Below are 12,600 nucleotides of genomic sequence, written 5' to 3'. Positions count from 1 at the left end.
CCGGTCCCTTTCATCACTGATTGTTCTGACGCCCAAGAAAGCGCGGAATGTTGATCGAACCGCCTTCATCCCCGCCCGCGTCATTGTCGTCACGACGACGTGCGGAAAGGTTGGCCATACGCTCGAACAAAGTTCCAGCCGAACGCGGCGCTTCGGGCTGCGGCGCAGGGGCCTGCGGCGGAAGCGGGCGACGCGCGATCATCGGCGCATCATCTTCTTCGGCCAGACGGCTTGCATCGAGCAGCAGTTCATCACGCGGCGGGGCGGCAGGCACGGGCGCCGGGGCCTGCTCAATCGCACCGCCCAGCGCCCCCAGATCCAACGGCTCTTGCGGAGCGGGAGGAGCAAAGGAAACCGGCTCCTGCACCATCGGCGCAAAAGCAGGCGGGGCAACCGGCGCGGGTGCGGCCACAGGTGCAGGCGCCGCAACCGGAGCAGGCGCAGCAACGGGAGCCTGCTGCTGCGGCACAAAACCGGGACGAGCCGGAGCGCGCGACCCCTGCATGCTGAACGGACGCGAGGCTTCTTCGGCCTGAACAGCCGTCTGTTCGATGCCGGTGGCCACGACCGAAACGCGGATCTTGCCCTGAAGATCGGGATTAAAGGCCGAACCCCAGATGATGTTGGCGTTGGGATCGACCAGTTCGCGAATATGATTGGCCGCTTCATCGACTTCCAGCAGCTTCATGTCGTCGCCGCCGATAATCGAGATGATAACACCCTTCGCGCCCTGCATCGACACGCCGTCGAGCAGCGGGTTGGCGATCGCCTTTTCGGCGGCCTCAAGCGCACGGTTGGCGCCTTCGCCCTCACCCGTGCCCATCATCGCCTTGCCCATTTCGGCCATGACCGAACGCACGTCGGCAAAGTCGAGGTTGATCAGGCCCGGCATGACCATCAGGTCGGTGATCGACCGCACGCCCTGTTGCAACACTTCGTCGGCCAGCTGGAACGCTTCCTTGAAGGTCGTTTCCGCCTTGGCCACCAGGAACAGGTTCTGGTTCGGGATAACGATCAGCGTATCGACGTGCTTTTGCAGCTCTTCGATGCCGCTGTCGGCGCTGCGCATACGGCGCGTGCCTTCAAACAGGAACGGCTTGGTCACCACACCCACCGTCAGCACGCCCTTCTTGCGCGCCGCCTCGGCAATGACGGGGGCCGCACCGGTGCCGGTGCCGCCGCCCATGCCGGCCGCGATAAACACCATATGCACGCCGTCCAGCAGGCGGTCGATTTCCGCCAGCGTTTCCTCAGCCGCCGCACGCCCCACTTCGGGACGCGAACCCGCGCCAAGGCCCTGTGTGATTTCCGGGCCAAGCTGGATGCGATGCTCGGCGATGGAATTGTTCAACGCCTGGGCGTCCGTGTTGGCCACCACAAAGTCCACGCCCTCAATCTCGGCGCGGATCATGTTGGCGATGGCGTTGCCACCGGCGCCGCCCACCCCGATCACGGTGATGCGGGGACGCAGTTCCTCAACGGTGGCCGGGCCAATATTGATGCTCATTGCCTTCTCCTGCCGGGTGCGTAATCCGATTTAAAAGATAGGCACCGTATCGAGCGAAATTGCACAGATCGAAGCCGTGAAGCAAAGCGTTTGCGCCATTTGTCCACAGAACTGCGACGGTTTTCTGCGCTTGGTGGGTCAACCTATCAGAAATAATCGCGCATCGCGTGGAAAAACCGTGTCAACATGCCCATCCCGCCGGGGCCGCTGCGCCCCGAACGGGCCGGACCGATGGTGCGAATGTCCTGCGGATCGGATGCGGCATAGAGCGCAAGCCCCGCCAGAGTCGAAAAACCGGGCGTTGCATGGGCTTCGGGCAAGCCTTTGAGCAGACCATTGGCCGGGCGTCCGATTCGTACCGGTCGGCCCAGCGCCCCTTGCGCAAAATCGGCCAGCCCCGCCAGTTCGGCCCCGCCGCCGGTAAACACGACCTGCGCGCCTTTCACTCCGGCAAAACCCATTTGCTTCAACACTTTGGAAATTTCATCCATCAAGGTTGAAAGTTGGGCCGTGATGATACTGATCAATTCGGCGCGCGGGATGCGGTTTTTCTCGTCGGCATGGCGCGCCAATTGTCCGGTAAATTCTTCGCCCGGACCGTGGACGGGAATCATCTCGCGATGGTCCGCCGGGCTGGCGATGGCCGAACCATTGACGCATTTCAAACGCTCGGCCTGAAAACGGCGGATGCCCAATGCGCCCGCGATGGCGTCGGTAATATCGCCCGACCCCATCGGAATCGTGCGCAATTCGAGCAGCATCCCGGCAATATGAACCGAAACGGTGGTAACTTCGCCGCCAAATTCGACCAATGCGACACCCAGCTCCCGCTCTTCCTGTGACAAACAGGCCAAAGCGGTGGCCATCGGGCTGGCCACAACCGCCTCGACGTCCAGATGCGCGTTCTGAACCGACTCAGTCAAATTGCGCACCGGCGCGCCGTCGGCCAACATGACGTGAATATCCACGCCCAGCTTTTCAGCGTGCAGCCCCTTGGGATTGGTCACACCATGCGCGCCATCCAGCGTATAATGCGCCGGACTGGCGTGCAAAACCATCCGCCCTTCCGGCTGGATCACTTCACGCGCGCCAATAAGCAGCGATTGAATATCATCCGATTCGATGCGCCGTCCGCCGATCTCATTTTCAACATGCGCGATCCGACTGGCCAGACCCGCGCCCGAACACCCGACCCATACGCCAGAAACGCTGGTGTTGGCCATTTTTTCGGCGCGCTCGATCGCGTCGCGCACGGCATAGGTGGCCGCAGGCATATCCACGACATAGCCACGCTTGACCCCCTGTGCGGCGCGATGCGCGCTGCCCAAAACCATCAGGTCGCCATTTTCCGCCCGCCCTGCGATCAGGGCCGAGATGCGAAACGAACCAATATTGACCGCGCCAAAAACGCGGGCGATGCGCGGTGCGGGCATCAGTGTTTCTCCCCGCTCTTGGCATGAGGTTTGGCGGTGGTTTTCGCCACCGGCTTGGCGACGGATTTCGTCGCAGGTTTGGTCGCGGCCTTGGCAGCAGGCTTAACCGCAGTCTTAACCGTCGGTTTCGCAATAGTCTTCGCAGGCGCCTTGGCTGCCGGTTTAGCAGCCTCCTTATGAACAGCTGGCTTGACCGCTGGTTTGGCTGCGGGTTTCACTGGGGCTTTGGCAGCAGGCTTAATCGCTGGCTTGGCGGTTTCCTTGTGAACCACCGGCTTAGCCTCCACCTTGGGCGCCTCGCTCTTGACCGCCACCGCCTTGGCCGCAACCGCCCCGGCCGCCGCGCCCGCAATCACGGGCGCCGCTGTTGAAGCCACCGGCGCGCCACCGGTCGCCAAAGAGGCCGCCGGATTGTTCGGGTCCACATCCCCGCGCAAACGCATGTACATCCGGTCGCCCGTGCGCATGTCAAAGGCAAGAACCTTGCCGCCGATCAACTGGTTCGTGCCGTCCATCCGCGCAAAGGCCTGCAAAGACTTGGCACCCTGCGCCGCCCCTTCGGGCAAGGCCAAAGTCTGACCGCTCTTGAACGTCAGGTTCCAGCGGCGATGCCCGACCCACTCTGCCTCGGCCACCTGACCGCGCAGCGCGGGCGCCGCCTCCAGCAAGGTTTCGAGCGCGGCCATCTGCCCCTCTGCCCCATCACCGGCCAGCACCAGACGCCCGCCGACACGGCCCGCGCTGATGCCCTGCAATTCATGGCCGGTCGCGTCGATCAGCACGAAACTGTCGCTGCCATCTTCATTATGCTGCTTCAAGACCGCCTGCGGCTTGCGCTCGGTAATGTCGACGATCAGCGTATCGGGCAACTGGCGCGAAATCCGCGCATCCTCGACCCAGCTCAACGTCATCAGATCCTGACGGATCGCCTCAAGGTCGATGCGCGTCATCGCCTGACGGCCCTGCGTGCCCAGAACGCGCTCGTAAACCTTCAGCTCGTTCAATTGCTTGACGCCATGCACCTCGACCCGGCGCACCGCAAAGCCGGCCTGCGTGGCAAGGCTGGCCGCGCGCTGTTCGGCCAGAGAGGGCACCCCCGCCAGCCCGGCCACCACCCACAGCACCACACCCGCCGCCGCCAGAATCAGCACAAGAAAAACCTTGTGCAACTGCGCCTCGGTAATGGGCAAATGGGCCATGATCTGATCCATCACCGATCCGGTGCGCGCGCGTGCCGCCTCCACCTTGCGGGCGGATTGGGCCTTGGCGGCCACCTTGCGGGCGCTGGAGCCGCCCCGGCGGATGGTCTGGCTCATAGATTAAAGCTTCCCGGCGTCTTTCAGGGCTTCTTCGATAATCGCTTCCACCAAAGTTTCGTAATCCATGCCCAGATAGCGCGCCTGTTCGGGCACGAGGCTCAAGGGCGTCATCCCCGGCTGAGTGTTGATTTCCAGCAGGAACAGGCCATCGACGCCCTTTTCATCGTCCCAACGGAAATCGGACCGGCTGGTGCCCTTGCAACCTAGGATCTGATGCGCACGCAGCGCCAGTTCCTTGCACTTTTCCGCGATCTCGTCGGGGATCTGCGCAGGGCAAACATGCTCGGTCAGGCCATCGGTATATTTGGCGTCGAAATCATAAAAACCGGTCTTGGGCTTCAATTCGGTTACGCACAGCGCCCGGTCACCCATCACAGCGGTGGTCAATTCCAGCCCGCGAATGAAAGGCTCGGCCATCAATTCATCGAAATGCTGCCACGGCCCTTCGACATCGCGGGCGATCGGATTGCCGTAATTGCCCTCATTCGTCACAATCGCCACGCCCACGCTGCTGCCCTCGGCGGCGGGTTTCAGGACATAGGGGCGCGGCAGAGGGTCGCCCGCATACAATTCGCTCGACTTCACAATCCGCCCGCCCGGCATCGGAATGCCATGGGGCACCAGGAACTGCTTGGTCAATTCCTTGTCAATCGCAATGGCCGAGGTCGTTGTCCCCGAATGCGTGTAGGTCAGGCCCAGCAGGTCCATCATCCCCTGCACCGTGCCATCCTCGCCCGGCGTGCCATGCAGAGCGTTGAACACCACATCGGGTGCGGCGGCGGACAGAACCTGCGCCACATCGCGGCCCATATCGACGCGCGTCACCTTATGCCCGCGCGATTCCAGCGCCTTGGCCACGCCCTCGCCGCTCATCAACGAGACAGGGCGCTCGGACGACCAACCGCCCATCAATACCGCGACATGAAGTTTGGGGATGCTCACTTCTTTTCCCGAATTAATTTTGGCCCGCCGCGCAGCATCCAAAGTGCCAAAGCGACAAACGCAAAGTTGACAAGAACATAAGCAAGAGCAGTCGGCCAATCCGTTCTGCCCATGGCGCTTAAAATATTGAAATTCTCAAACCCTGCCCAAAGGCTGCCCCACAGAACCAAAGCCAGAAGGCCCAGCCCCATGAGACGCAACCATAGGCGATAGCTCACGGCTCACCAACCCGCTTGATTTCCCATTCAAGGCTGACGCCCGTCTGGCCCAGCACCCGGCGGCGCACTTCCTCGCCCAGCGCCTCGATCTCCGCGCTGGTGGCCTCGCCGGTGTTGATCAGGAAATTGGTGTGCTTTTCGCTCACCTGTGCCCCGCCCAGCGTCAGGCCCCGGCAACCGGCCTTGTCCACCAGTTCCCATGCGCGCGCGCCGCCGGAAAGTTCAGGGGCTGGGTTCTTGAACGTGCTGCCCCCGGTTTTGGAACGCAAAGGCTGGCTGGCCTCGCGCGATGCGCTGATGCGGTCCATTTCGGCCTGAATGGCCTGCGCCTCGCCCGGCACGCCGCGAAACCGCGCCGCCACCACGATGCAGCCATCAACCAGATCGGAATGACGATAGGTGTAACCCAGCTCGCTTAAAGGCAGGGTTGCGATCTCACCGCTGCGGATCACCACGTCACAATCGACCAGAATGTCCTTGACCTCGCGCCCATAAGCCCCGCCATTCATGCGGACAAATCCGCCCACCGTGCCGGGGATCGAACGCAGAAACTCCAGCCCCGCAATGCCATGATCGCGCGCCGTGGACGAAACGAGAATGCCCGAAGCCCCCCCGCCGCATTCCAGCGTCAGATCATCAACCTTTTCCACGCGGGCAAAGGCCTTGCCCAACCGGATCACCACGCCCGGCACCCCGCCATCGCGCACGATCAGGTTCGACCCCAAGCCGAGCGCCATCACCGGCACCGGCGGCGGCAATTGCTCCAAAAATGCGCAAAGATCGGCCACATCCTTGGGCTCAAACAGCCATTCGGCCCGCCCGCCGCTCTTGAACCACACCAAAGGAGCCAACGGCGCATCCGCCGTCAGCTTGCCCGCAACCTTGATCTGACCAACTTCAGGAAAAGCCATCAGAGCGCCTTTTGCGCGCGAATGGCGTCGGCCAATCCCGCCGCCCATTTGGTGATATCGCCCGCGCCAAGGCACACGACCATATCGCCGGGCTGAACCTGTCCGGCCAGAGCCTGCGCCAGATTGTCAGCGCCAGTAATCAAATGCGCGCTGCGATGTCCGCGATCCTTGATGCCCGCGACAAGAGCCGCCGAATCAACGCCCTCGATCGGCTGTTCACCGGCCGGATAGACCGGCGCGGCATAGACGATATCGGCATCGTTAAAGGCGGCGGCAAAATCATCCATATGATCGCGCAGGCGCGTGAAGCGATGCGGTTGGACCACCGCGATCACGCGGTTCTGCACGCCTTCTCGCGCGGCGGCCAGAACGGCGCGGATTTCGACCGGGTGGTGGCCGTAATCGTCGATGATGGTCACGCCATCAACCTCGCCCACCTTGGTAAAGCGGCGCTTGACCCCGCCGAATTTGGCGAAACCGGTGCGGATGATGTCCTCCGACACACCCATTTCCACCGCCACGGCCACGGCGGCCAGCGCGTTCTGGACATTGTGGCGGCCCGGCATCGGCAATTCGATACCCTCGATCCGGCGGAAGCTGCCGTCGCGCTGGCGCAGCACGGCGGTGAAGCGGTTGCCGCCCGGATAGGGGGTCACGGCCTCACCGCGCACGTCGGCCTGGGCCGAAAAACCATAGGTGATCACGCGGCGGTCGCGCACCTTGGGGATGATCGCCTGCACCACGGGATGGTCGATGCACAGCACAGCCGCGCCATAGAACGGCACATTTTCAATGAATTCGACAAAGCTGCTCTTCACCTTGTCGAACGAGCCGTAATGGTCGAGATGCTCCGGGTCGATATTGGTCACCACCGCAATCGTGCCATCCAGACGCAGGAACGAGCCGTCCGATTCGTCCGCCTCGACCACCATCCAGTCCGACGCGCCCAAACGCGCATTCGAGCCGTAGCTGTTAATGATCCCGCCGTTGATAACCGTGGGGTCCACCCCGCCCGCATCCAGCAGCGCGGCCACCATCGAGGTCGTCGTCGTCTTGCCATGCGTGCCGGCAATCGCCACCGTGCTTTTCAACCGCATCAGTTCGGCCAGCATTTCCGCGCGGCGCACCACCGGGATGCGCGCCTCAAGGGCGGCCACCACTTCCGGGTTCTCACGCTTCACCGCCGTAGAGGTGACCACCACCGCCGCATCGCCGACGTTTTCCGCCGCGTGGCCGATCATCACTTTGATGCCTCGCTTGCGCAAACCTTCGACGACATAGCTTTCGGCGATGTCCGACCCTTGGACGCTATAGCCCAGATTGGCCATCACCTCGGCAATGCCGGACATGCCAATGCCGCCAATGCCGACAAAGTGGATAGTGCCAATATCGGTCGCGACGCCCTTCACGCAATTTGCTCCTTAAAACCAGCTTCGGCCCCGTGGCCGACCCGGATCACATCCATCAAGGGCGCCTGCCCAAAACCTTCGACCAAATCGGCCAGATCGGTGGCCGCATGGGGCCGACCGCAATTCCACGCCGCATGGGCGGCATTGGCCAAGGCCTCGGGGCTCTTGGCGATGGCCTGAATTTGCTTGGCCAATTCAACGGCGGAAAACTTGTCCTGACGGATTGCCCGCGCGCCGCCTGCCGACACGATCTCACGCGTGTTGGCGGCCTGATGATCGTCGGTGGCGATGGGCAGCGGGATCAGGATCGCGGGGCGCCCAACGGCGGTCAATTCGGCAATGGTGCTGGCCCCGGCGCGCCCGATGAACAGATGCGCGTCGGCCAGACGCTCGGCCATATTTTCGAAATAGGTGCCAAGTTCGGCGGGAATGTCATGGGCGCGATAACGTTCGCGCACTGCGTCAATGTCTTCCGGACGGCATTGCTGGATCACCTGAAGCCGGGTGCGCAAAGCGGTCGGCAACATGGCCAGACCATCGGGCACCACTTCGGACAGCACCCGCGCGCCCTGCGATCCGCCCGTCACCAGCACGCGCAGCAAGCCATCCTCGCCAAAGGCCGGGAATGGTTGATCACGCAGCTCAAGCACTTCCTCACGCACAGGATTGCCGACCAGCGCAACCTTGGCGTGATGCTTGGCGCCCAATCGGTCAACATCGGGGCAAGAGGTGGCAATCGCCTGAACCCGGCCCGCAAGGAACCGGTTGACCCGGCCCAGCACCGCATTCTGTTCATGGATCACCGCCGGAATGCCCGCCGATGTCGCCGCCAGCAAAGCGGGCAACGCCGGATAACCGCCAAAACCAATCACACAGGCCGGAGCGAAACTGTCGAACAGGCGCAACGCCATCGCCCGCCCCGCCCAGATCGCGCGCAGCCCCTTGATCCAGAGAAGCGGGTTTTTCCCCTGCAACCGGCCCGCAGGCAGCACATGCGCGGTCAAATAATCCGGCTTGCCCGGAATGGCCGCCCCGCGTTCATCGGTGATCAGCGCGACATGGTGGCCGCGTGCGTGCAATTCCGCCGCCAGCGCAAAGGCCGGGATCAGATGCCCCCCGGTGCCCCCTGCGGCCAGAACGTAATGACGGGAAACTCTGGGTTCATTTTGCATGGTCATTTGAACAGGCTCAGGATCGCAGGATGCCCTTTCGGGGCGAAAGGATCGCGTTTCAGATAGGGGTTTCGCCGCGTAATGGCCAGCAGGAACCCGACATTGAGACAAAGCGCCAGCGTCGAGGAGCCGCCATAGGAAATCAGCGGCAAGGTCATGCCCTTGGACGGGAACAGTTGCAGGTTCACCAGAATGTTGATGAAGGCCTGACCGCCCAATTGCGCGACAAGGCCGCTGGCCGCCAGAACGGTGAACAGGTCTTCCTCATCCGACAGGCGGATCAACACCCGCGCCACCACCGCGAAATAAAGCACCACCACCAAGGCGCACATCAACAGACCAAATTCCTCGCCAATGACCGAGAAAATATAGTCGGTATGCGCCTCGGGCAGGCCCAGCTTCTTCGTGCCCAGCCAAAGACCGCTGCCCGTCCAGCCGCCTGCGACCAGCGTGTGGCGCGCAAGGTCAACCTGGTCAAAGGCCGTGCCGCCGCCAAGGAACGCATCGATACGATGACGCCCGTTTTCGTAAAAAGCATAGGTCAGACCGATCAGCGCGACGCCGCCGCCGATCACCCCCAGCACCCAACGCACCGGCAGGCCCGCGATCAGCATCATGACAAACCACACCGCGCCAAACAGCACCGCCGAACCAAAGTCAGGCTGAAGCATCAGCAGCAAGCCGACCAGCCCCATCACCCCGGTACAGATCATCATCACCGGCATGCGCGGATCGCGCAATTTCCATGAAACCACCCACGCCAGCGTGATGGCAAAGGCGGGTTTCAGAAACTCGGAAGGCTGAAGCGAAATGCCCAGATTGAGCCAGCGCTTGGCGCCATTGACCGTCGTGCCGACAATCGGCACCAACAACAGCCCGATCATCATCGCAATGCCCAGCACGATGCCGCAACGCCGCGCCATATCCCGGCTGAGCCGCGAGGCGCCCAGCATCGCGATCAGGCCCAGCGCCTGCCACCGAATATGGGCCATGAAGAAATAGAGGTCGTCCAGCTTTACCTTGGCGGTGGACAGGCGGCGCGCACTGGCCGGACTTGCCGCCGCCACGGCCAGCGTGCCGATCGCCATCAGCGCCAGCACAAGCACCAGCAGCACGCGGTCAATCTCGCGCCACCACACGATCCAGTCGGTGCGCCTTGTCTTGCGTTGTTTGGCGCCGCCCCGCGAACCGGGAACATAGCGTGTGCTGGCCGCCGGATCTTCGTGGGGCAGGCTTGCCATCAGACGCAATCTCCGCCTTCGGGCGAGGTGAGGACTTCGACAATCTGGCGGAACGTCTCGCCGCGCGCCTCATAATCGCGGAACTGGTCAAAACTGGCGCAGGCCGGGGACAGCAGGACGACATCGCCCGGTTGCGCCGCATCCTTGGCCAGACGGATCGCCTCGCACATCATTTCGGCGCGCGCGACCGGCATATAGGGCGAGAGGATTTCCGAAAAACGCTGCCCTGCATCACCAATCGTATAGGCCGCCGCAATATTGCCGAACCACGGCGCGCATTCGTCCAGATCATCGCCCTTGGGCAAACCGCCGCAAATCCAATGGATGCGCTTATGCCCATCGGCAGGCGGGAATGCCGCCAGAGCGGGCGCGGTCGAGGCCGGATTGGTCGCCTTGGAATCGTTGATAAACAGGACGCCGTCGGCCTGCCCCACCCGCTCCATCCGGTGCGGCAGTCCGACAAAGCTTTTCAGCCCCGCCTCGATCACCGCATCATCGACGCCGAGCGCGCGCACCGCCGCCACCGCCGCCTGTGCATTGGCGCGGTTATGCGGACCTTGCAGCGATGGCCATTCGGCCTGATTGCCGGGCAGATCGACGCCATCGATAAATTGGAACGGTTGCCCCTGCGGCGCGAAACGCAGGATGTCATCCTCCATCTCGGCGGCATAATCGACAATAGCCAGATTGCCGATCGCCTGCATCCCGAACAGCCGCGCCTTGGACGCGACATAGCCGGGATAGCCGTCATCATAGCGATCCAGATGATCGGGCGAGACGTTGAGGCACATCGCCACCTCGCAATCGAGGCTCTGCGTCAGGTCGATCTGATAGGAGGAGAGTTCCAGCACATAGACGCCGCCAGCGGGCAGCGCCTGCTGCCCCAAAATCGGCAGACCGATATTGCCGCCCATCAGGACAGGGATGCCCGCCGCCTCGATCAAATGGCGCGTCAGGGCCGTCGTGGTGGATTTGCCATTGGTCCCGGTGATGCCAATCACCTTATGCGCGGGCAACCATGCGCGGCATTGCGCAAACAATTCGATATCGCAGACCAAAGGCGCACCGCCCGCGCGGGCCGCATCGGCGATGGGGTGGCGATTGATCGGCACACCGGGCGAGACGACAACCCCGGCATAACCTTTCAGATCCGCCGCAACCGGATCGCCAAAGGTTAGGCGCCCTTCCTCGACCGCTTGCGCATGGGCGCTGGCGGCGGCGGCGCGCGGTTCTTCCTTGGCGTCCCACGCCATAACACTGGCGCCCCCCGCCAGCAGCGAGGCCAAAGCCGCCTGTCCGCTGCGCGCCAGCCCAAGCAAGGCATAATGCTTGCCCGCAAAGGCCCCGGTCGTGGCGGGGGCGGTAATCATCGTACCTTCAACGTCGAAAGGCCGATCAGGGCCAGAATGATCGACACGATCCAGAACCGGATCACCACCGTCGGTTCGGCCCAGCCCTTTTGTTCAAAATGATGATGGATCGGTGCCATGCGGAAAACCCTCTTGCCGGTACGCTTGTACCAGAAAACCTGCACGATCACCGATACGGCTTCCAGCACGAACAGGCCGCCCACAATGCCCAGCACGATTTCATGATGGCTGGCCACGGCAATCGCGCCCAGAGCGCCGCCAAGCGCCAGCGACCCGGTATCACCCATGAACACAGCCGCCGGCGGCGCATTGAACCACAGGAAGGCCAGACCGCCCCCCATGATGGCCGCACAGAAAATCGCCAGATCGCCCGCGCGCGGCACATGGGGAATGCCAAGATAGGCCGCATAGTCCACGCGGCCCACCAGATAGGCGATGATCGCAAAAGTGCCCGCCGCGATAATGACCGGCATCGTCGCCAGACCGTCAAGCCCATCGGTCAGGTTGACCGCATTGCCCGCGCCCACGATGACAAAGGCGGAAAACAGGAAATAGATCGGCCCCAGCGGCACATAAACCTTGCTGAAAAAGGGCAGATAGAGGTCGGTCTTGCCGATATGGGCGACCATGATCCAGCTGGCCACACCCGCGACCAGAAATTCCCCGATCAGGCGCGCCTTGCTCGAAACGCCTGCGGTCGAACGCTTCTTGACCTTGTCATAATCGTCAAGGAAACCGATCAGGCCAAAGCCCGCCGTCACCGCGATACACGCCCAGACCAGCGGATTGGACAGATCCATCCACAAAAAGACCGAGCCCATCAGCGAGATCAGGATCATCAACCCGCCCATCGTGGGCGTGCCACGCTTGGCCAAATGGGTTTTGGGCCCATCTTCGCGGATCGGCTGTCCCTTGCCCTGCTTCATGCGCAGCATGTTGATAAAACGCGGACCAATGATCAGACCGATCAGCAGCGCCGTGGCCAGAGCCGCGCCCGCGCGAAACGTCTGATAGCGGATCAGGTTGGCCAAACCCGGAAAATGGAACCATTGGGCAAGGAGATAGAGCATGGCGACCC

General features: G+C 62.7%; 11 protein-coding genes. All 11 read right to left on the bottom strand.

The window, feature by feature from the left end; translation table 11 throughout:
* Nucleotides 1-13: 13 nt before the first annotated feature.
* On the bottom strand, nt 14-1,507 hold the full coding sequence (gene ftsZ, locus AC2S2E_RS09095) for a cell division protein FtsZ (protein WP_486522062.1): 1,494 nt from the start codon (nt 1,505-1,507) through the stop codon (nt 14-16).
* 146 nt (nt 1,508-1,653) lie between these two features.
* Complete coding sequence (ftsA, locus tag AC2S2E_RS09090; protein ID WP_476102824.1) at nt 1,654-2,940, bottom strand: cell division protein FtsA; 1,287 nt, start codon at nt 2,938-2,940, stop codon at nt 1,654-1,656.
* The gene (locus tag AC2S2E_RS09085; protein WP_476102827.1) at nt 2,940-4,256 is read right to left on the bottom strand and encodes a cell division protein FtsQ/DivIB; all 1,317 of its coding nucleotides are present in this window, start codon (nt 4,254-4,256) and stop codon (nt 2,940-2,942) included. Before AC2S2E_RS09085 ends, ftsA begins: the two co-directional genes overlap by 1 nt.
* A 3-nt stretch (nt 4,257-4,259) precedes the next feature.
* Nucleotides 4,260-5,201, bottom strand: a complete 942-nt coding sequence (locus AC2S2E_RS09080) for a D-alanine--D-alanine ligase (protein WP_486522061.1) — start codon at nt 5,199-5,201, stop codon at nt 4,260-4,262.
* Entirely contained in the window at nt 5,198-5,392 is a 195-nt protein-coding gene (locus AC2S2E_RS09075) for a hypothetical protein (protein WP_476102831.1), read from the bottom strand. Before AC2S2E_RS09075 ends, AC2S2E_RS09080 begins: the two co-directional genes overlap by 4 nt.
* A gap of 23 nt (nt 5,393-5,415) precedes the next feature.
* Nucleotides 5,416-6,330, bottom strand: a complete 915-nt coding sequence (gene murB / locus AC2S2E_RS09070) for a UDP-N-acetylmuramate dehydrogenase (protein ID WP_486522060.1) — start codon at nt 6,328-6,330, stop codon at nt 5,416-5,418.
* Nucleotides 6,330-7,739, bottom strand: coding sequence for a UDP-N-acetylmuramate--L-alanine ligase (murC, locus tag AC2S2E_RS09065; RefSeq protein ID WP_486522059.1), 1,410 nt, complete (start codon nt 7,737-7,739; stop codon nt 6,330-6,332). The genes murB and murC overlap by 1 nt, the downstream gene beginning before the upstream one ends.
* On the bottom strand, nt 7,736-8,917 hold the full coding sequence (gene murG, locus AC2S2E_RS09060; RefSeq protein WP_486522058.1) for an undecaprenyldiphospho-muramoylpentapeptide beta-N-acetylglucosaminyltransferase: 1,182 nt from the start codon (nt 8,915-8,917) through the stop codon (nt 7,736-7,738). Before murG ends, murC begins: the two co-directional genes overlap by 4 nt.
* The gene (locus AC2S2E_RS09055; protein ID WP_486522057.1) at nt 8,914-10,152 is read right to left on the bottom strand and encodes an FtsW/RodA/SpoVE family cell cycle protein; all 1,239 of its coding nucleotides are present in this window, start codon (nt 10,150-10,152) and stop codon (nt 8,914-8,916) included. Before AC2S2E_RS09055 ends, murG begins: the two co-directional genes overlap by 4 nt.
* Nucleotides 10,152-11,522, bottom strand: a complete 1,371-nt coding sequence (gene murD, locus AC2S2E_RS09050; protein WP_486522056.1) for a UDP-N-acetylmuramoyl-L-alanine--D-glutamate ligase — start codon at nt 11,520-11,522, stop codon at nt 10,152-10,154. Before murD ends, AC2S2E_RS09055 begins: the two co-directional genes overlap by 1 nt.
* Nucleotides 11,519-12,592, bottom strand: coding sequence for a phospho-N-acetylmuramoyl-pentapeptide-transferase (gene mraY / locus AC2S2E_RS09045; protein ID WP_476102844.1), 1,074 nt, complete (start codon nt 12,590-12,592; stop codon nt 11,519-11,521). The genes murD and mraY overlap by 4 nt, the downstream gene beginning before the upstream one ends.
* Between the last annotated feature and the right edge of the window lie 8 nt (nt 12,593-12,600).

The sequence above is a fragment of the Novosphingobium sp. 550D genome (genome assembly GCF_057401885.1).
This window is presented reverse-complemented; position numbering and strand designations above follow the sequence as displayed.

Coding starts and splice junctions, on each gene's coding strand:
- murG (WP_486522058.1), bottom strand. CDS start 8,917: ATGACCATGCAAAATGAACCCAGAGTTTCCCGTCATTACGTTCTGGCC.
- murD (WP_486522056.1), bottom strand. CDS start 11,522: ATGATTACCGCCCCCGCCACGACCGGGGCCTTTGCGGGCAAGCATTAT.
- murB (WP_486522060.1), bottom strand. CDS start 6,330: ATGGCTTTTCCTGAAGTTGGTCAGATCAAGGTTGCGGGCAAGCTGACG.
- ftsZ (WP_486522062.1), bottom strand. CDS start 1,507: ATGAGCATCAATATTGGCCCGGCCACCGTTGAGGAACTGCGTCCCCGC.
- AC2S2E_RS09085 (WP_476102827.1), bottom strand. CDS start 4,256: ATGAGCCAGACCATCCGCCGGGGCGGCTCCAGCGCCCGCAAGGTGGCC.
- AC2S2E_RS09075 (WP_476102831.1), bottom strand. CDS start 5,392: ATGGGGCTGGGCCTTCTGGCTTTGGTTCTGTGGGGCAGCCTTTGGGCA.
- ftsA (WP_476102824.1), bottom strand. CDS start 2,940: ATGCCCGCACCGCGCATCGCCCGCGTTTTTGGCGCGGTCAATATTGGT.
- AC2S2E_RS09055 (WP_486522057.1), bottom strand. CDS start 10,152: ATGGCAAGCCTGCCCCACGAAGATCCGGCGGCCAGCACACGCTATGTT.
- mraY (WP_476102844.1), bottom strand. CDS start 12,592: ATGCTCTATCTCCTTGCCCAATGGTTCCATTTTCCGGGTTTGGCCAAC.